This window comes from Streptomyces sp. CCM_MD2014 (assembly GCF_000772045.1).
GTDB classification, from domain to species: domain Bacteria; phylum Actinomycetota; class Actinomycetes; order Streptomycetales; family Streptomycetaceae; genus Streptomyces; species Streptomyces salinarius.
Genome location: NZ_CP009754.1, coordinates 5,448,343 through 5,465,417 on the forward strand (window position 1 = coordinate 5,448,343; position 17,075 = coordinate 5,465,417).

The 17,075-nt window shown below is 70.4% G+C and carries 19 protein-coding genes, 1 tRNA gene and 1 riboswitch; of the genes, 13 read left to right on the plus strand and 7 right to left on the minus strand.

Annotated features, from left to right (window positions below):
- The first annotated feature begins 6 nt into the window (after positions 1–6).
- Positions 7–957: a PLP-dependent cysteine synthase family protein gene (locus NI25_RS24310; protein ID WP_061444469.1), complete on the plus strand. Its 951-nt coding sequence runs from the start codon at positions 7–9 to the stop codon at positions 955–957.
- A 57-nt stretch (positions 958–1,014) separates the two neighbouring features.
- On the opposite strand, the gene NI25_RS38785 is transcribed toward NI25_RS24310, so the two are convergent.
- Entirely contained in the window at positions 1,015–1,170 is a 156-nt protein-coding gene (locus NI25_RS38785) for a hypothetical protein (protein ID WP_061444470.1), read from the minus strand.
- A 204-nt stretch (positions 1,171–1,374) separates the two neighbouring features.
- Here NI25_RS38785 and NI25_RS24320 point away from each other — a divergent pair, with 204 nt between their 5' ends.
- Positions 1,375–2,127, plus strand: coding sequence for an MBL fold metallo-hydrolase (locus NI25_RS24320; protein ID WP_061444471.1), 753 nt, complete (start codon positions 1,375–1,377; stop codon positions 2,125–2,127).
- Between the two features lie 76 nt (positions 2,128–2,203).
- Here NI25_RS24320 and NI25_RS24325 read toward each other — a convergent pair whose 3' ends face one another.
- Both NI25_RS24325 and NI25_RS24330 read right to left on the minus strand, forming a co-directional pair.
- A complete protein-coding gene (locus tag NI25_RS24325) occupies positions 2,204–3,454 on the minus strand; it encodes a PTS transporter subunit EIIC (RefSeq protein WP_061444472.1) in 1,251 nt (416 codons plus the stop codon).
- Positions 3,455–3,681: 227 nt separating this feature from the next.
- Positions 3,682–4,977 carry a PTS transporter subunit EIIC gene (locus tag NI25_RS24330; RefSeq protein ID WP_061444473.1) on the minus strand — a complete coding sequence of 432 codons (1,296 nt, stop codon included), beginning with the start codon at positions 4,975–4,977 and terminating at the stop codon, positions 3,682–3,684.
- Between the two features lie 159 nt (positions 4,978–5,136).
- Between NI25_RS24330 and NI25_RS24335 the strand changes: the two genes are divergently transcribed.
- From NI25_RS24335 to rdgB, 4 genes are all read left to right on the plus strand, one after another.
- Complete coding sequence (locus NI25_RS24335) at positions 5,137–5,370, plus strand: glucose PTS transporter subunit EIIB (protein ID WP_061444474.1); 234 nt, start codon at positions 5,137–5,139, stop codon at positions 5,368–5,370.
- Between the two features lie 84 nt (positions 5,371–5,454).
- Positions 5,455–6,195 carry a ribonuclease PH gene (gene rph / locus NI25_RS24340; protein WP_061444475.1) on the plus strand — a complete coding sequence of 247 codons (741 nt, stop codon included), beginning with the start codon at positions 5,455–5,457 and terminating at the stop codon, positions 6,193–6,195.
- Between the two features lie 180 nt (positions 6,196–6,375).
- A complete protein-coding gene (locus tag NI25_RS24345; RefSeq protein ID WP_061444476.1) occupies positions 6,376–6,780 on the plus strand; it encodes a hypothetical protein in 405 nt (134 codons plus the stop codon).
- 47 nt (positions 6,781–6,827) lie between these two features.
- Complete coding sequence (rdgB, locus tag NI25_RS24350) at positions 6,828–7,430, plus strand: RdgB/HAM1 family non-canonical purine NTP pyrophosphatase (RefSeq protein ID WP_061444477.1); 603 nt, start codon at positions 6,828–6,830, stop codon at positions 7,428–7,430.
- Positions 7,431–7,446: 16 nt separating this feature from the next.
- Here rdgB and NI25_RS24355 read toward each other — a convergent pair.
- Positions 7,447–7,533, minus strand: a tRNA-Leu gene (locus tag NI25_RS24355).
- A 42-nt stretch (positions 7,534–7,575) separates the two neighbouring features.
- The gene (gene bcp, locus NI25_RS24360) at positions 7,576–8,043 is read right to left on the minus strand and encodes a thioredoxin-dependent thiol peroxidase (RefSeq protein WP_061444478.1); all 468 of its coding nucleotides are present in this window, start codon (positions 8,041–8,043) and stop codon (positions 7,576–7,578) included.
- 92 nt (positions 8,044–8,135) lie between these two features.
- Here bcp and NI25_RS24365 point away from each other — a divergent pair, with 92 nt between their 5' ends.
- The 3 genes from NI25_RS24365 to NI25_RS24375 all read left to right on the plus strand — a co-directional run bounded on the left by NI25_RS24365 (position 8,136) and on the right by NI25_RS24375 (position 9,328).
- Entirely contained in the window at positions 8,136–8,468 is a 333-nt protein-coding gene (locus NI25_RS24365; RefSeq protein ID WP_061444479.1) for a DUF3618 domain-containing protein, read from the plus strand.
- A 23-nt stretch (positions 8,469–8,491) separates the two neighbouring features.
- Positions 8,492–8,848, plus strand: a complete 357-nt coding sequence (locus NI25_RS24370; protein WP_003975911.1) for a GroES family chaperonin — start codon at positions 8,492–8,494, stop codon at positions 8,846–8,848.
- A gap of 61 nt (positions 8,849–8,909) precedes the next feature.
- A riboswitch (guanidine-III (ykkC-III) riboswitch) is annotated at positions 8,910–8,977 on the plus strand.
- A gap of 30 nt (positions 8,978–9,007) precedes the next feature.
- Positions 9,008–9,328: a DMT family transporter gene (locus NI25_RS24375; protein WP_019325643.1), complete on the plus strand. Its 321-nt coding sequence runs from the start codon at positions 9,008–9,010 to the stop codon at positions 9,326–9,328.
- On the opposite strand, the gene NI25_RS24380 is transcribed toward NI25_RS24375, so the two are convergent.
- The gene (locus tag NI25_RS24380) at positions 9,322–11,736 is read right to left on the minus strand and encodes a transglycosylase domain-containing protein (RefSeq protein ID WP_199561122.1); all 2,415 of its coding nucleotides are present in this window, start codon (positions 11,734–11,736) and stop codon (positions 9,322–9,324) included. The two genes, NI25_RS24375 and NI25_RS24380, sit on opposite strands and share 7 nt — an antisense overlap.
- A gap of 180 nt (positions 11,737–11,916) precedes the next feature.
- Here NI25_RS24380 and NI25_RS24385 point away from each other — a divergent pair, with 180 nt between their 5' ends.
- The 4 genes from NI25_RS24385 to NI25_RS24400 all read left to right on the plus strand — a co-directional run bounded on the left by NI25_RS24385 (position 11,917) and on the right by NI25_RS24400 (position 15,495).
- The gene (locus NI25_RS24385; RefSeq protein ID WP_061444480.1) at positions 11,917–12,723 is read left to right on the plus strand and encodes an ABC transporter permease; all 807 of its coding nucleotides are present in this window, start codon (positions 11,917–11,919) and stop codon (positions 12,721–12,723) included.
- A gap of 79 nt (positions 12,724–12,802) precedes the next feature.
- Complete coding sequence (locus NI25_RS24390; RefSeq protein WP_267485814.1) at positions 12,803–13,567, plus strand: ABC transporter permease; 765 nt, start codon at positions 12,803–12,805, stop codon at positions 13,565–13,567.
- Positions 13,568–13,572: 5 nt separating this feature from the next.
- Positions 13,573–14,616, plus strand: coding sequence for an ABC transporter ATP-binding protein (locus NI25_RS24395; RefSeq protein ID WP_233520771.1), 1,044 nt, complete (start codon positions 13,573–13,575; stop codon positions 14,614–14,616).
- 33 nt (positions 14,617–14,649) lie between these two features.
- Positions 14,650–15,495: a DUF1707 SHOCT-like domain-containing protein gene (locus NI25_RS24400; protein WP_061444481.1), complete on the plus strand. Its 846-nt coding sequence runs from the start codon at positions 14,650–14,652 to the stop codon at positions 15,493–15,495.
- A 23-nt stretch (positions 15,496–15,518) separates the two neighbouring features.
- On the opposite strand, the gene NI25_RS24405 is transcribed toward NI25_RS24400, so the two are convergent.
- On the minus strand, positions 15,519–16,886 hold the full coding sequence (locus NI25_RS24405) for an SGNH/GDSL hydrolase family protein (RefSeq protein WP_061444482.1): 1,368 nt from the start codon (positions 16,884–16,886) through the stop codon (positions 15,519–15,521).
- Positions 16,887–17,075 lie beyond the last annotated feature (189 nt).

Consider the following 17,075-nt stretch of genomic DNA (forward strand, 5'->3'; position numbering starts at 1 on the left):
TCGCCGATGCGCTACGACTCCCCGCTGGCCGCGGTGGGCAACACCCCCCTGGTGCGCCTGCCGCGGCTGTCGCCGTCCGACGACGTCCGCATCTGGGCCAAGCTGGAGGACCGCAACCCGACCGGCTCGATCAAGGACCGCCCGGCGCTCCACATGATCGAGCAGGCGGAGAAGGACGGCCGCCTCACCAAGGGCTGCACGATCCTGGAGCCCACCAGCGGCAACACCGGCATCTCGCTGGCCATGGCCGCCAAGCTCAAGGGCTACCGCATCGTCTGCGTGATGCCCGAGAACACCTCCCAGGAACGCCGGGACCTGCTCGCCATGTGGGGCGCGGAGATCATCTCCTCCCCGGCCGCGGGCGGCTCCAACACCGCCGTACGGGTCGCCAAGGAACTCTCCGCCCAGCACCCGGACTGGGTGATGCTCTACCAGTACGGCAACCCGGACAACGCCGGCGCCCACTACGCCGGCACCGGACCCGAGATCCTCGCCGACCTGCCGTCCGTGACCCACTTCGTGGCCGGCCTCGGCACCACCGGCACCCTCATGGGCGTCGGCCGCTACCTGCGCGAGCACAAGCCGGACGTGAAGATCGTCGCCGCCGAACCGCGCTACGACGACCTCGTGTACGGCCTGCGCAACCTCGACGAGGGCTTCGTGCCCGAGCTGTACGACGCCTCCGTCCTCACCACCCGCTTCTCGGTGGGCTCCGCCGACGCGGTCACCCGCACCCGCGAGCTGCTCCAGCAGGAGGGCATCTTCGCGGGCGTCTCCACCGGCGCCGCCCTGCACGCCGCGATCGGCGTCGGCAAGAAGGCCGTCAAGGCCGGCGAGAGCGCCGACATCGTGTTCGTCGTCGCCGACGGCGGCTGGAAGTACCTGTCGACCGGCGTCTACACCGCCGAGACGACCGAGGCGGCCATCGAGACCCTCCACGGCCAGCTCTGGGCCTGACGGTTCCTTCCGGACCGCCCGCACAACCGCCCCGTGACGCACGCGTCACGGGGCGCGTCAGCTCTCGGGCCGCCCGCCGGACCCACCCCGCCCGTCCGGGGGCCGCCGCTCCCGGCCCCGAGGCCGCCGCCCCCGGCCCCAGCCGTCGACGACCGTGGCGACGAGCGCGAGCAGGACCACCGCCGCGAAGACGAGCCACCAGGACGTGTTCATACCGAGGACCGTACCGGCGCACACCGCTCACGCGCGCCCCCTCAACGGCCCCGCACGCCCCACTTCCAGCCGAACCGGTGATCCCACAGGTGAGTTCGCCCACAACGGCCCCTGGCGGAGGAGCGACCACAGGTTTTGCGCCTTACGCTCGACAAACCGCACGACCCCCGTCTCTCCACACGCGCCAGCGGAGGTTTCTGCTTCATGAAGCTCACCGTCGTCGGCTGCTCGGGGTCGTTCCCGTCCGCGGAATCGGCCTGCTCGAGCTACCTCGTCGAGGCCGACGGCTTCCGGCTGCTCCTCGACATGGGCAACGGCGCCCTCGGCGAGTTGCAGCGCCACTGCGGTCTCTACGACCTCGACGCGATCTTCCTCAGCCATCTGCACGCCGACCACTGCATCGACATGTGCGCCTACTTCGTGGCGCGCTACTACCGGCACGACGGCGGCCGCTGCGCCCCCCTCCCGGTCTACGGACCCGAGGGCACCGAGCACCGGCTGACCACCGCCTACGCCGACACCCCCTCGGCCTCCTCCATGAGCGAGGTGTTCGACTTCCACACGGTCAAGCCGTCCACCTTCGAGGTCGGCCCGTTCACCGTGCACACCGAGCGCGTCGCCCACCCCGTGGAGGCCTACGCCATCCGCGTCGAGCACGGCGGCCGCTCACTGACGTACTCCGGCGACACGGGAGCCACCCCCGTGCTGGACGAACTCGCCCGCGACACCGACCTGTTCCTGTGCGAGGCCGCCTTCACACACGGCAAGGAGAACATCCCCGACCTGCACCTCAACGGACGCGAGGCGGGCGAGAGCGCCGCCCGGGCCGGCGCCCGGCGCCTGGTGCTCACGCACATCCCCCCGTGGACCGACCCCGAGGTCAACCGCGCCGACGCGCGCGCGGTGTACGACGGGACCGTGGACGTCGCCGCGGCGGGCGCGGTGTACGAGATCTGAGCCCGGGACTCCGGACACGGGGAAGGCCCCGGAACCTCGCGGTTCCGGGGCCTTCCGCACGCCGTGGGGCCGGGGCTCACGCCTTCGTGAGGTCCTCGACCTCCTCCTCGGGCTCGCGGCCCGGGGTCTTGAGGTCGAACTTGACGATCGCGAAGCGGAACGTCACGTAGTAGATCGCCGCGAACACGAGACCGATCGGGATGATCAGCCATGGCTTGGTGGCGAGGTGCCAGTTCAGGGCGTAGTCGATGAAGCCGGCCGAGAAGTTGAAGCCGGCGTGCACGCCCAGGCCCCACGTGACCGCCATCGAGACCGCGGTGAGCACCGCGTGCAGCACGTACAGGACCGGCGCGATGAACATGAACGAGAACTCGATCGGCTCGGTCACACCCGTGACGAACGAGGTCGCGGCCAGCGAGAGCATCATGCCGAGGACGGCCTTGCGGCGCTCCGGGCGGGCGGTGTGCGCCATGGCCAGGGCGGCGGCCGGCAGACCGAACATCATGATCGGGAAGAAGCCCGACTGGAAGATGCCGGCGGAGGGGTCACCGGCCAGGAAGCGGGTGATGTCGCCGTGCACCACGTCACCGGCGGAGTTGGTGAAGTCACCGAGCTGGAACCAGGCCACCGTGTTCACGAACTGGTGCATGCCGACCGGGATCAGCGCGCGGTTCACGCCGCCGAACAGGGCCGCGCCGCCGGAGCCGAGGCCCGTCATCCACTCGCCGAAGTTCGAGATGCCGTCGCCGATGGGCTCCCAGACCAGACCGAAGAAGACACCCACGACGATGCCGACGAACGCCATGATGATCGGCACCAGCCGGCGGCCGTTGAAGAAGCCCAGCCAGTCCACCAGCTTCTTGCGGTGGTACCGCTGCCACAGCACGGCGGCCAGCAGGCCCATGATGATGCCGCCGAGCACCCCCGGGTCGTTGTACGTCGCGGCGACGTCCTCGCCCTTCTGGACCACCGCCTCGGTGACCGGGAAGGCCTCCAGGACCTTGCTGTAGACGAGGAAGCCGACCACCGCGGCCAGCGCGGTCGAACCGTCCGCCTTCTTGGCGAAGCCGATGGCCACGCCTATGCAGAACAGGATCGGCAGCGAGCCGGTGAGCGCACCGCCCGCGTTGTTGAAGACGGCGGCGACCTTGTCCCAGCCGAGGCCGTCCTTGCCGAAGATGTCGTCCTGGCCGAGCCGGACCATGATGCCCGCCGCCGGCAGCACGGCGATCGGGAGCTGGAGGCTGCGTCCTACCTTCTGCAGCCCCTGGAAAAGACCGGATCCCCGCTTCTTTGCGGGGGCCGCCGTGTCGGTGGCGGTGCTCATGCTTCCTCCATCGGGTGGTGGTCTACACCACTCAGTGGTGTAGACCTGTTGTAGCACGATGAAGGCCGCGTAAGGAACCCGTGATTCCGCGACCGGAGCGCTACGCGCAGTACCCGGCCAAGTCCCCTGATCACAGGCGCGCGAGGGCGCGGAGAAGGCCCCCGGACCGTTGGTCCGGGGGCCTTCGCGAGACCACCCTCAAAGGGTACGTGAGGAACGGAAGAGGTCTACACCTTGGTGACGTCCTCCACCTCGTCCTCGGGCTCCCGCCCCGGAGTCTTCAGATCGAACTTCGTGATCGCGAACCGGAAGACCACGTAGTACACCACCGCGAAACACAACCCGATCGGAATGATCAGCCACGGCTTCGTCGCCAGGTTCCAGTTGATGACGTAGTCGATCAGCCCCGCCGAGAAGCTGAACCCGTCCTTCACCCCCAGCGCCCACGACACCGCCATCGACACTCCCGTCAGCACCGCGTGCACCGCGTACAGAAGGGGAGCGATGAACATGAACGAGTACTCCAGCGGCTCCGTGATCCCCGTCACGAAGGAGGTCAGCCCCACCGACAGCATCAGCCCGCCGACCTCCTTGCGCCGGCTCGGCCTCGCACAGTGCGTGATCGCCAGCGCCGCCGCCGGCAACGCGAACATCATGATCGGGAAGAAGCCCGTCGTGAACTGACCGGCGGTCGGATCCCCCGCAAGGAACATGTTGATGTCACCGTGCACCACCGTCCCGTCCGGCTTCGTGTACGAACCGAACTGGAACCACATCGGCACGTTCAGGAACTGATGCAGACCGATCACCAGCAGCGCACGGTTCGCCACCCCGAACACCCCCGCGCCCCACGCGCCGATCCCGGTCATCCAGTCGCTGAAGCTCTCCAGCGCGTCACCGATCGGCGGCCACACCCACAGACACAGCGCCGCGAACACGATCGCCACGAACGCCATGATGATCGGCACCAGCCGGCGACCGTTGAAGAAACCCAGCCAGTCCACCAGTTTCGTCCGGTGGAACCGCTGCCAGAAGTACGCCGTCAGCAACCCCATCACGATGCCGCCGAAGACCCCCGGGTTCTGGAAGACGAACGCCGTCACCTCGCCCGACCCGTCGGTCACCTGGCAACCGATCTGGGGGACGGCCCTCGACCCCTCCGGACAGTCCTCCGGAAACTGCCGCAGCACGTTGTAGTAGACGAGAAACCCCGCCACCGCAGCCAACGCCGTCGAACCGTCGGCCTTCTTCGCCATCCCGATGGCCACACCCACACAGAACAACAGCGGCAGCCCCAGCGACCCGTCGAGCAGCGCACCGCCCGCACCCGTCATCACCTTCGAGACGTTCGTCCAGCCCAGACCGTCGTCCCCGAACACGTCCGGCTGCCCCAGCCGGTTGAGAATGCCCGCAGCGGGCAGGACCGCGATGGGCAGCTGAAGACTGCGACCCATCTTCTGCAGCCCCTGGAACGCCTTGTTCCAGCGCACCCGAGCGGGACTGACCGTGCTGTCGGCACTCATCCGGTCTCCAATCGGTCGCCGGTACACTGGTGTAGACCAGTAGACGGACGGCACCGCCGTCGTGACCGCCATCATTCGGTACCCACCGCATGACCGCTCGCGAAGATGGGCCAACTGTGGGTTACTGCGACAAAGCGGCTCGGATCAGGGAGAACCAACATGGCCAGCAAGGCTGAGAAGATCGTCGCCGGCCTCGGCGGCATCGACAACATCGACGAGGTCGAGGGCTGCATCACCCGGCTGCGCACCGAGGTCCACGACGCCTCCAAGGTCGACGAGGCCGCCCTCAAGGCCGCCGGCGCCCACGGCGTCGTCAAGATGGGCACCGCCATCCAGGTCGTCATCGGCACCGACGCCGACCCGATCGCGGCGGAAATCGAAGACATGATGTGAACCACCGGTTCACCGGCAAGGGGCCTGTCCCGCCCGCCCACGGCGGGACAGGCCCCTTCCCCATGGGCCGCTAGGCTCACCCGCATGTCACGAATCGACGGCCGCACCCCCCAACAGCTCCGCCCCGTCACCATCGAACGCGGCTGGAGCAAGCACGCCGAAGGCTCCGTCCTCGTCTCCTTCGGCGACACCAAGGTCCTCTGCAACGCCTCCGTCACCGAAGGCGTCCCCCGCTGGCGCAAGGGCAGCGGCGAAGGCTGGGTCACCGCCGAATACGCCATGCTGCCCCGCGCCACCAACACCCGCGGCGACCGCGAGTCCGTCAAGGGCCGCATCGGCGGCCGCACCCACGAGATCAGCCGCCTCATCGGCCGCTCCCTGCGCGCCGTCATCGACTACAAGGCGCTCGGCGAGAACACCATCGTCCTCGACTGCGACGTCCTCCAGGCCGACGGCGGCACCCGCACCGCCGCCATCACCGGCGCCTACGTCGCCCTCGCCGACGCCGTCCACTGGGCCCAGCACACCAAGAAGCTGATCAAGCCCAGCCGCAAGCCCCTCACCGGCACCGTCTCCGCCGTCTCCGTCGGCATCGTCGACGGCACCCCCCTCCTCGACCTGCGCTACGAGGAAGACGTCCGCGCCGACACCGACATGAACGTCGTCTGCACCGGCGACGGCCGCTTCGTCGAGGTCCAGGGCACCGCCGAGGCCGAGCCCTTCGCCCGCGACGAACTCAACACCCTCCTCGACCTCGCCGCCGCGGGCTGCACGGAACTGGCCGAACTCCAGCGCAAGGCGCTCGACGCGGCCCTCGACAGGTAGGGCGAGTAAAGGGAACGCCAAAGGAGCGCAACTCGACCGCCCGACGACGCGTCCCTAGCAGTACAGCAAGCGAGCAGTACAGCACCACCACGGGCGTACGGCGGCAGGACCCCGCCGTGCGCCCGCCGCCGCACCGCACACGGGCCGCCCGGCCCTGTCCCAAGGGGAGGACCGAGACCCATGGCCGCGAGTCGCCACCGCCGCCTTCGCCGCACCGCCACCGCCGCCGCCACCGTGGCGGCCATCGCACTGACGGCCGGCCTCACCACCGGCTGCGACGCCGTCGACAAGGCGCTCGACTGCGTGCGCACGGCCGACGCGATAGCCGACAGCGTCACCGAGCTCCAGCAGGCGGTGGAGAACACGGACGACCCCACGCAGTGGGAGGAGTCCCTCGACTCCATCGACAAGAACCTCGGCAAGATCGGCGACCAGACCGACAACGCCGACGTCAACAAGGCCGTCGACGACCTCGGCAAGGCCGTCGACAACGTCCGCACCTCGGTGGAGAACGGCGACGAGACCCCCGACCTCAGCCCCGTCACCGACGCGGCGGGCGAACTGACGAAGGTCTGCACGCCGTAGCGGAGGGCTCGGTGGGGCGGGGCACCGGCTCCGGAATACTGGACCCCATGACCCGCCTCATCCTCGCCACCCGCAACGCCGGCAAGATCACCGAACTGAGGGCCATCCTCGCCGACGCGGGCCTGCCCCACGACCTCGTCGGCGCGGACGCCTACCCGCACATCCCCGACGTCAAGGAAACCGGCGTCACCTTCGCCGAGAACGCCCTGCTCAAGGCGCACGCCCTCGCCCAGGCCACCGGCCTGCCCGCCGTCGCCGACGACTCCGGCCTCTGCGTCGACGTTCTCAACGGCGCACCGGGCATCTTCTCCGCCCGCTGGGCAGGCCGCCACGGCGACGACCAGGCCAACCTCGACCTCCTCCTCGCCCAGATCGGCGACATCGCCGACGAGCACCGGGGCGCCCACTTCGCCTGCGCGGCGGCCCTGGCCCTGCCCGACGGCACGGAACGGGTGGTCGAGGGCCAGTTGCGCGGCACCCTCCGCCACGCCCCCGCCGGCACCGGCGGCTTCGGCTACGACCCGATCCTCCAGCCGGAGGGCGAGACCCGCACCTGCGCGGAACTGACGGCGGCGGAGAAGAACGCGATCAGCCACCGGGGCAAGGCGTTCCGGGCGCTGGTGCCCGTCGTGCGCGAGCTGCTCGGCTGAGCAGCGGAGAACGTACTGGTGCGGCCGGAGGGACTCGAACCCTCACGGGAGTTACCCCACTGGGACCTAAACCCAGCGTGACTGCCAATTCCACCACGGCCGCCCGGCGCTGCTGCCCGGCCATGCTACTGGTCGGGCAGCGCCGTCAGATCCCCAAGTCCTTGATGATCTTGGCCACGTGGCCCGTCGCGCGGACGTTGTAGAGGGCGCGTTCGACCTTGCCCTCCTCGTCCACGACGATCGTGGAGCGGATGACGCCCATGTAGGTGCGGCCGTAGTTCTTCTTCTCGCCGAAGGCGCCGTACGCGTCGAGGACCTTCTTGTCCGGGTCGGCGAGGAGGGTGACCTTCAGGGACTCGGTGTCGCGGAACTTGGCCAGTTTCTCGGGCTTGTCGGGGGAGATGCCGATCACGTCGTACCCGGCGCCGGCCAGCAGCTCCAGGTTGTCCGTGAAGTCGCACGCCTGCTTCGTGCAGCCGGGGGTAAGCGCCGCGGGGTAGAAGTAGACGATGACCTTGCGGCCCCGGTGGTCGGACAGGGACACCTCGTTGCCGTCGGCGTCCGGGAGGGTGAAGGCCGGGGCCTGGTCCCCGGGCTGGAGTCGCTCGCTCATCTGGTCAGCGTAACGGGGGGTCCTGACAGTGCGGAGCGGCAAGTAGCTGACAGACTGTCCGGGACAGTGTCGGAAGACTGCGGAGGCGTACGGTGGCGGACACGTCGGACATCAGAACCCCGGCGCAGATCGAGGCGGACATCAAGCGCCGCCGCGAGGTGCTGGCCGAGACGCTCGACGAGCTCGGGATGCGGGTGCACCCGAAGACGATCGTCGACGATGCGAAGGCCAAGGTCGCGGCCAGCGTCGATCACACGCTCGGCCGGGCGTACGTCCAGGTCAACCGCGTGGTCAGCGATGTGAGGGCGCAGTTCGTGGACGAGCAGGGCGCCCCGCGCATGGAGCGGGTCGTGCCGGCCGCGCTGGTCGTGGCCGGGGTCGTGGGGCTGCTCGCCCTGGGCGGCACCCGGCGGCGGAAGCGCTGAGCGGGGGCAGGTAGGTTCAGGGCGTGAGCGCCAAGAGAAACGAGCACGGTCCCCAGGACGACAAGTTGCCCATCCGGATGCTGCACGACCGCGTGCTCGTGCGGCAGGACACGGGCGAGGGCGAGCGGCGTTCCGGGGGCGGCATCCTGATCCCCGCGACGGCGGCCGTCGGCAAGCGCCTGGCCTGGGCCGAGGTCGTCGCGGTCGGGCAGAACGTACGGACCGTGGAGCCGGGCGACCGGGTGCTGTACGACCCGGAGGACCGTGCCGAGGTCGAGGTGCGGGGCGTGGGCTACGTGCTGATGCGCGAGCGCGATCTGCACGCCGTGGCCGCGGACCGGTTCGAGGGGTCGGAGGACTCCACCGGGCTGTACCTCTGAAGCACGGGTTCGCAGCACGACTCAGGGGCTGGTGATCAAGGTCACCGGCCCCTTTCTCCTGTCTTTGCTACCTTGGGAAGCACCCCGACGAGACGCGCCGTACCGGGCTGAAGGAAAAGACGACGCACCCCGTTCAGTTCGTTCACGGAGGTGCCTGTCATGGCGTGGGTTCTGCTCGTCGTCGCCGGTCTGCTCGAGGTCGGCTGGTCGATCGGGATGAAGTACACCGACGGTTTCACGCGGCTGTGGCCGAGTGTGTTCACCGGTGCCGGGATCGTCGCGAGCATGATGCTGCTGTCGTACGCCGCACGGACGCTGCCCATCGGTACCGCCTACGGCGTGTGGGTGGGCATCGGTGCGGCCGGGGCGGCGGTGCTCGGCATGGTGGTGCTGGGGGAGCCGGCGACCGCCGCCCGGATCTTCTTCATCTGTCTGCTGCTGGTCGCCGTCGTGGGGCTGAAGGCGACCTCCGGTCACTGACGCCGGGGTGTGACGGGGACGCCGGGGAAGCCGGTGTCGGTGTCGCCGCCGCCCGCGCCGTCGGTGTCCCCGCCGCCCGGGCCGGTGCCGCCGTTCGAGGAGTCGTCCCCGGAGTCGCCGCCCGAGTCGCCGCCGCCCGTGGGGCCGGGCTCGGTGCTGGGGCCGCCGGAGCCGGGAGTGCCGCCGCCGGTCGACGGGGGGTCGGACTCGGTGCCGCCGGAGTCGCCGGGCGGGGTGCTGCTGCCGGAGTCGCCCGGGGTGTCGCTGCCGGAGCCGTCCTCGTCGCCGGTGGACGGGGTGTCCGGGTCGCCGCTGCCGCTCTCGTCGCCGTCGCCGGGTTCGTCCGAGGCGTCGCTGCTGGGGGGCGCGGTGACGTCGGCACCGGCCTGGAGCTGGAGGTCGAAGTCGGTGACGGGTTCGCCCTTGAGGGCGTTGCGGGTGTACTGGCTCCAGATCTCGGCGGGGGCGCCGCCGCCGTTGATGCGGGGGAGGCCCATGGCGCCGTACAGGGACTTGTGGGCGGCGGTCTTGGGGTCCTGGCCCATGACGGCGACGACGGTGGCGAGGTCGGGGGTGTAGCCGGCGAACCAGGCGGCGGTGTCCTCCTCGGCGGTGCCGGTCTTGGCGGCGGCGGGGCGGCCGACGGCCTGGGCGGCGCTGGCGGTGCCGTTCTGGACGACGCTGCGCAGGACGGACGTGGTGGTGTCGGCGGCCTCGCGGCTGACGGCCTGGTGCTCGCGCCGCTCGGGCAGCTCGACCTCCTGCTTGCCGTCCTTCATGACCTTCTCGACCAGCGTGTAGGTGCTGTGCCTGCCGTGGTTGGCGAGGGTGGCGTAGGCCTCGGCCATGTCGAGGGGGCTGGCGGTGGCGACGCCGAGGGCGATGGAGGGGGAGGGGGTGAGTTCGGGCGTGTTCTTGGAGAGGCCGAGGTCGATCGCGGTCTGCATGACCTTGTCGGAGCCGACGTCGACGGCCATCTGGGCGTACACGGCGTTGATGGACTTGTCGGTGGCCTCGCGGACGGTGACGTTGCCGTAGTCGCGCTGGTCCTCGTTCTCGGGGGCGTAGCGGCCGCCGGCCCAGCCCTGGACGGGGCGTTCGCTGGTGCCGTCGTAGCGCGTGTTCGGGTTGATCGTCTGGCCGCTCTGGGTCTCGGAGTGGTTCTCGACGGCGGAGGTGAACACGAAGGGCTTGAAGGTGGAGCCGACCTGGAAGTCGCGGCGGGTGGCGTTGGGTGTGTACTGCTTGACGTAGTCGATGCCGTTGTACATGGCGACGACCTTGCCGGTCTTCGGGTCGACGGAGGCGCCGCCGGCGCGGACGTAGGTGTCGACCTTGCGTTCCTTCTTGTCCAGCTGGGACATGAGCTTGTCGTCGACGGCCTTGACGAAGGCGTCCTGCTTGTCCTTCTGGAGGGTGGTGGTGATGCGGTAGCCGCCGCGGCCGAGTTCCTCCTCGTCGACGATGCCGTTCTCGATCAGGTACTTCTTGACGATGTTGACGACGTAGCCGCGCTGTCCGGACATGTTGGTGGAGACGGTGGACTGCTTGGGCTTGGGGAACTTCGCGGCGGCGCGGTCGGAGGCGCTGAGCCAGCCCTTGTCGACCATGCCGTTCATGACGTAGTTCCAGCGGGCCTCGGCGGCGGGCTTGTTCTCGGGGTGGGCGACGACGTCGTACTGGCTGGGGGCGTTGAGCAGGGAGGCCAGGTAGGCGCCCTGGGCGGCGGTGAGGTCCTTGGCGTCGACGCCGAAGTAGGCCTGGGCGGCGGCCTGGATGCCGTAGGCGCCGCGGCCGAAGAAGCTGGTGTTGAGGTAGCCCTCGAGGATCTCGTCCTTGCTCTTCTCGCGGTCGAGCTTGATCGCGATGAAGAACTCCTTCACCTTGCGGGTGACCGTCTGTTCCTGGGCGAGGTAGTAGTTCTTGACGTACTGCTGGGTGATGGTGGAGCCGGACTGCTTGCCCTTGCCGGTGGCGGTGTTCCAGCCGGCGCGGACCATCGCCATGGGGTCGATGGCGGACTCGGTGTAGAAGTCGCGGTCCTCGGCGGCGAGGACCGCGTGCTGGGCGTCCTTGGAGATGCGGGCGAGGCCGACGCTCTCGCGGTTGACCTCGCCGTCGCGGGCGAGGACGGTGCCGTCGGCGTACAGGTAGACGTTGGACTGCTTGGTGGCGAGCGCGTTGGCGGCGGGGATCTTGACGAGGTGGTAGCCGAGGAAGAAGCCGCCGACGATGAGCAGCAGGCCGATGACGACGGTGCTCAGCACGATGCGCCAGGTGGGGATCAGCCGTCGCCAGCCGGTGCGCTTGGGCCGCTTCGCCTTCTTCGTCTTCCCGGCGGCGTCCGGTGTTCCCGACGCCCAGCCCCGGTTCGGCTGCTGTGGCTGCGGCTGCGGCTCGTCGCTCATCTCGTGCACGGACTCCTGTTTCATTTCGTACGGTTTTCGTACGTCTGAGTTCTTCTGAAGAAGACTCTCGCACCGTGAGTTCCGTTCCCACTCGACGGCACACCCGTGAAATTCCGTGGCGGGGGCCTGCGCGGTCGCACTAGGCTCCTGCGCTTCGGTGCCGGTCGGAGGGGGAGGGCTGTGGGTGCGGGCTCGGGGCGGTTGTACGTGGCCGTCGCGGCGGGTGGATTCCGACGGTACGCGACGTATCGGGCGGCCACAGCGGCCGGGGTGTTCACGAACACCGTTTTCGGACTGATCCTCGTATACACGTATCTGGCCCTGTGGGACGAGAAACCGCAGCTCGGGGGGTACGACCAGGCGCAGGCGACGACGTTCGTGTGGCTGGGGCAGGCGCTGCTGGCGGCGCTGGCGATCGGCGGCGGGGGCTTCGAGGACGAGCTGATGGAGCGCATCCGTACGGGTGATGTCGCCGTCGATCTGTACCGTCCGGTCGATCTTCAGCTGTGGTGGCTGGCGGCCGACGTGGGCCGGGCGCTGTTCCAGCTCCTGGGCCGCGGGGTGGTGCCTTTCGTGTTCGGATCGTTGTTCTTCCCGGTTGCGCTGCCGCGTGAGGTGAGTGTGTGGGCGGCGTTCCTGGTGACGCTGGTGCTGGCGATGCTGGTGGGTTTCGCGCTGCGCTATCTGGTGGCGCTGTCGGCGTTCTGGCTGCTGGACGGGACGGGGGTGACGCAGATGGCGTGGCTGGCGGGGCTGTTCTGCTCGGGGATGCTGCTGCCGCTGAACGTGTTCCCGGGGGCGCTCGGCGAGGTGGTGCGGGCGCTGCCGTGGTCGTCGCTGCTGCAGGCGCCGGCGGACGTGCTGCTGGGGGAGGCGGACCCGCTGCCGACGTATCTGTTCCAGGCGTCCTGGGCGGTGGCGCTGCTGGCGGTGGGCCGTCTGGTGCAGTCGGCGGCGACGCGGCGGGTGGTGGTCCAGGGTGGCTGAGGTGTCGTTTTCGGCCGACCGGGGCGTACGGCGGGGGCGGGTCGTCGAGGGGGTGCGGGCGTACGGGCTGATCGCCGGGATGTGGATCAGGTCGACGATGGCGTACCGGACGTCGTTCGCGCTGACGACGTTCGGCAACTTCGCGATGACCGCGCTGGACTTCGTGGCGATCCTGCTGATGTTCTCCCGCGTCGACGCGCTGGGCGGCTGGTCGTTGCCGGAGGTGGCGTTCCTGTACGGGTTGTCCGGGGTGTCCTTCGGCCTGGCCGACCTGGCGGTCGGCTCGATGGAGCGGCTGGGGCGCCGGGTGCGCGACGGCACGCTGGACACGCTGCTGGTGCGGCCCGTGCCGGTGCTCGCGCAGGTGGCGGCGGACCGGTTCGCGCTGCGCCGGCTGGGCCGGGTGACGCAGGGGGTGCTGGTGCTCGGGTACGCGCTGGTGGTCGTGGACGTCGACTGGACGGCGGGGAAGCTGCTGCTGATGCCGGTGATGCTGCTCGGCGGTGCGGGGATCTTCTGCGCGGTCTTCCTGGCGGCGGCGGCGTTCCAGTTCGTGGCGCAGGACGCCTCGGAGGTGGCCAACGCCTTCACCTACGGCGGTACGACGCTGCTGCAGTACCCGCCGACGGTGTTCGCGCTCGACCTGGTGCGCGGGGCGACGTTCGTGGTGCCGCTGGCGTTCGTGAACTGGCTGCCGGCGAGTTACGTGCTGGGGCGGCCGTATCCGCTGGGCCTGCCGGGGTGGGCGGCGTTCACGACGCCGTTGGTGGCCGCGGCCTGCTGTGCGCTCGCCGGGCTGGCGTGGCGGGCGGGTCTGCGTTCGTACCGGAGTACGGGGAGCTGAGGGAGATGACCGAGACGGCCGGGACGGCCGGGACCACGGCGGAGACGGCGGAGAGGGAGACCGTGACGGGCGGGGAGGCGGACGGCGGGGCCTTCATCGAGCTGGAGGGCGTGGAGAAGGTCTTCGACGTGCGCAAGAAGACGGGCTTCCTGAAGCGGGAGCGGCGGCGGGTGCGGGCCGTGGACGGGCTGTCGTTCACCGTGTCGCGCGGCGAGGTGGTCGGCTACATCGGCCCGAACGGCGCCGGGAAGTCTACGACGATCAAGATGCTCACCGGCATCCTGACACCGAGCGGGGGCCGGCTGCGGGTGGCGGGCATCGACCCGTCCCGGGAGCGGACCCGGCTGGCGCACCGCATCGGCGTGGTCTTCGGGCAGCGCACGACGCTGTGGTGGGACCTGCCGCTGATCGACTCCTACCGGCTGATGCACCGCATGTACCGCATCCCCGACGCCCGTTACCGCGAGAACCTGGACCGGTGCGTCGAACTGCTCCAGCTCCAGGACCTGTTGGACGTGCCGGTACGGCAACTGTCGCTCGGCCAGCGGATGCGCGGCGACATCGCGGCGGCGCTGCTGCACGATCCCGAGGTGCTGTACCTCGACGAGCCGACGATCGGGCTCGACGTCGTCTCCAAGACCAAGGTGCGGGGTTTTCTGCGGGACTTGAACGCGGAGCGCGGCACGACGGTGCTGCTGACCACGCACGACCTCCAGGACATCGAGCAGCTGTGCTCGCGCGTGATGGTCATCGACCACGGCCGGCTGATGTACGACGGCCCGCTGGAGGGCCTGCACGAGTCGGGGGAGAGCGAACGCACCCTGGTCGTGGACCTGGAACGGGAGTTGCCGCCGATCGAGGCGCCGGAGCCGGCGCGGGTGGTGCGGGTGGAGGGGCCGCGGCAGTGGCTGGCGTTCCCGGCGTCGGCGTCGGCGGCCGGGCTGGTGGCGGCGGTCGCGGCCCGGTATCCGCTGGTGGACCTGTCGGTGCGGGAGCCGGACATCGAATCGGTGATCGCGAAGATGTACGCGGAACGCGCGGGCGCGTAGTGTCCGGCGCGGTCACCTCGTAGGCTGCTGTACATGACCGACGACGCCCCGGAACTCCGCGCATCCGACGCCGACCGTGAACGAGTCGCCGAGGTCCTGCGCGACGCCCTCGCCGAGGGACGCCTGGACATGACCGAGTTCGAGGAGCGGCTGGACGCCACCTACAAGGCGCGGACGTACGGGGAGCTGGCGCCGATCACCCGGGATCTGCCGGTGGGCGAGGCGCCCGCGGCACCCGTGGCGCCCAGGGTGTCGATGACCAAGGAGCCCGAGCGGGCCGGGGGCTGGGCGGGACGGATCACCGGCGCGGAGCCCTCCTCGACCTGGGCGGTCGCCGTGATGTCCGGCTTCCAGCGCAAGGGGCGCTGGACGGTGCCGGGGCGGTTCAACTCCTTCGCGCTCTGGGGCGGTGGTGAGATCGACCTGCGTGAGGCGGACTTCTCGGCCGGCGAGGTCGTGCTCAACTGCGTCGCGATCATGGGCGGGATGCAGGTGATCGTGCCGCCCGGCGTCGAGGTGATCGTGCGCGGTATCGGCATCATGGGCGGTTTCGACCACCGCGAGGAGGGCGTCCCCGGCGATCCGGGCGCCCCGCGCGTCATCGTGACGGGCTTCGCCCTGTGGGGCGGGGTCGGCGTCGAGCGCAAGGTGACGCGGGCGGAGCGGCTGCGGCTGAAGGAGGAGCGCCGGCAGGAGAAGCTGGAGCGCAGGGCCGCCCGCAGGGAGCTGCACTCCGCCGTCCGGGAGGACGCCGAGTCGGCGCACCGCAGGATGCTGGAGGACCACCGCGACATGGTGCGCGAGCACCGCGAGGAACGCCGCGAGCGGCGCGAACTCCGCCACGAGGACCGCGACCGCCGCAGGCGGGGCGAGGACTGACGGGCGCCGCGGGCCGGGCGGCGCTACGCCGCGACGGGTGCCGCGCCCTTCAGGGTGTCCAGGTCGAGGATCTGGCCCATGCGCGCGTATCCCTTGTCGCCGGGGTGGAGGTGGTCGCCGCTGTCGTAGTCGGAGCGCATCCGGCGCGGGTCGTAGGGGTCGCGCAGGGCCTTGTCGAAGTCGACGACCGCGTCGAAGACCCGGCCGGAGCGGATCTCCTCGTTGATCTCCTGCCGCATCGTCTCGCGGGCCTCGGTGTAGCCGCCGTAGCCGCCGAACGGCAGGATCGTGCCGCCGACGACCCTCAGGCCCCGGTCGTGCGCCCGGTCGACGAGGGTGCGCAGGCCGGTGAGGATGCCGTCGCGGTCGGCGAGTTCGGGGCTGTGCAGGATGTCGTTGACGCCGAGGAGGACGACGACGACCTTGACGCCCGTGCGTTGCAGCACGTCGCGTTCGAAGCGGCTCAGACCGCTCGGGTTGTCGGCGGGCCGGCCCGTCCTGCCGGTCAGCAGGCGGTTGCCGCTGATGCCCTCGTTCACGACGCTGTAGCGGGGCGTGTCCCGGCCGTCGCCGGCCGCGTCGTGCAGCCGCTCGGCGAGGACGTCGGTCCAGCGGTGGTTGGCGTCGACGTCGGCGCCGAGACCGTCGGTGATCGAGTCGCCGAACGCCACCACCGTGCCGTCGGCCTCGTGGCTCAGCACGTCCAGCGCGGTCAGGTAGCGCCAGTACGGCGTGGGCGTGGTGTACGCGACGCCGGTGACGTCGGCCGTGCGGTCGCCGTCGGCGAGGTAGCTGGTCTGCCGGGCCATCGGATGGTAGGTCACCGGCCCGGACGGGAGCGGGGAGTACGTGGTGACCAGGACGTTCGCCCCGTAGGGGATGGCGATGCGGGCGACGTCGCTCATCACCTGGCCGCCCGCGGGGATGATCACCCGGGCGCTGCCGCCGAAGGTGAGCCGGCGCATGGTGTCGGCGGCGGCGGCGGCGGCCGTGTCCGGCCCCGCGGCCAGGGCTATCGAGGCGTGCGTGACGGTCAGCGGCGACTGGCCGTACAGGTTGGACAGGGTGATGCGCGCGCTGGTGCCGCCGACCGAGGTGTGCACGACGTTGCGCACGGAGCGGCCCGCCATGCCGGTCGTCTCGGTGCCGGGTTCGGCGGCGGCCGGCGCGGTGGCCCAGGCGCCCACCCAGACGCCCGTGGAGGCGGGGGCGGCCTCTCCCCGGGAGAGGCGGCCGCCGGCCTGCAGTGTGTGGTCCCCGGCGCCGACGTCCGCGGACGCTCCGGCGTATATGGCCGCGGAGATCGCCACTATCAGGGTGACGATCGCCGCGAGCAGGGCACGGTGCTTGGTGGGAGGCGCCCCCGCACCCCCGTCACGACCAGGGGTCATGCTGTGCTGTTCTCCTCGGGCGAGGGGAGCCCCGAGGGCTCCGGTCCGATGAACCCATGATGCGTCATGGGCGGAGGAAAGGCCGCGGGAGCCCCGGGCGTTCCCCCTCCCGGGACAGACGCCGGGAACTTGTGTTCCGTTCCGGGAGTCGGTCAGGAAGGGACAATGTGTGAGGGACGTATCAGCGAA

Coding starts and splice junctions, on each gene's coding strand:
- NI25_RS24310 (WP_061444469.1), top strand. CDS start 7: ATGCGCTACGACTCCCCGCTGGCCGCGGTGGGCAACACCCCCCTGGTG.
- NI25_RS38785 (WP_061444470.1), bottom strand. CDS start 1,170: ATGAACACGTCCTGGTGGCTCGTCTTCGCGGCGGTGGTCCTGCTCGCG.
- NI25_RS24320 (WP_061444471.1), top strand. CDS start 1,375: ATGAAGCTCACCGTCGTCGGCTGCTCGGGGTCGTTCCCGTCCGCGGAA.
- NI25_RS24325 (WP_061444472.1), bottom strand. CDS start 3,454: ATGAGCACCGCCACCGACACGGCGGCCCCCGCAAAGAAGCGGGGATCC.
- NI25_RS24330 (WP_061444473.1), bottom strand. CDS start 4,977: ATGAGTGCCGACAGCACGGTCAGTCCCGCTCGGGTGCGCTGGAACAAG.
- NI25_RS24335 (WP_061444474.1), top strand. CDS start 5,137: ATGGCCAGCAAGGCTGAGAAGATCGTCGCCGGCCTCGGCGGCATCGAC.
- rph (WP_061444475.1), top strand. CDS start 5,455: ATGTCACGAATCGACGGCCGCACCCCCCAACAGCTCCGCCCCGTCACC.
- NI25_RS24345 (WP_061444476.1), top strand. CDS start 6,376: ATGGCCGCGAGTCGCCACCGCCGCCTTCGCCGCACCGCCACCGCCGCC.
- rdgB (WP_061444477.1), top strand. CDS start 6,828: ATGACCCGCCTCATCCTCGCCACCCGCAACGCCGGCAAGATCACCGAA.
- bcp (WP_061444478.1), bottom strand. CDS start 8,043: ATGAGCGAGCGACTCCAGCCCGGGGACCAGGCCCCGGCCTTCACCCTC.
- NI25_RS24375 (WP_019325643.1), top strand. CDS start 9,008: ATGGCGTGGGTTCTGCTCGTCGTCGCCGGTCTGCTCGAGGTCGGCTGG.
- NI25_RS24380 (WP_199561122.1), bottom strand. CDS start 11,736: ATGAGCGACGAGCCGCAGCCGCAGCCACAGCAGCCGAACCGGGGCTGG.
- NI25_RS24390 (WP_267485814.1), top strand. CDS start 12,803: ATGTGGATCAGGTCGACGATGGCGTACCGGACGTCGTTCGCGCTGACG.
- NI25_RS24395 (WP_233520771.1), top strand. CDS start 13,573: ATGACCGAGACGGCCGGGACGGCCGGGACCACGGCGGAGACGGCGGAG.
- NI25_RS24400 (WP_061444481.1), top strand. CDS start 14,650: ATGACCGACGACGCCCCGGAACTCCGCGCATCCGACGCCGACCGTGAA.
- NI25_RS24405 (WP_061444482.1), bottom strand. CDS start 16,886: ATGACCCCTGGTCGTGACGGGGGTGCGGGGGCGCCTCCCACCAAGCAC.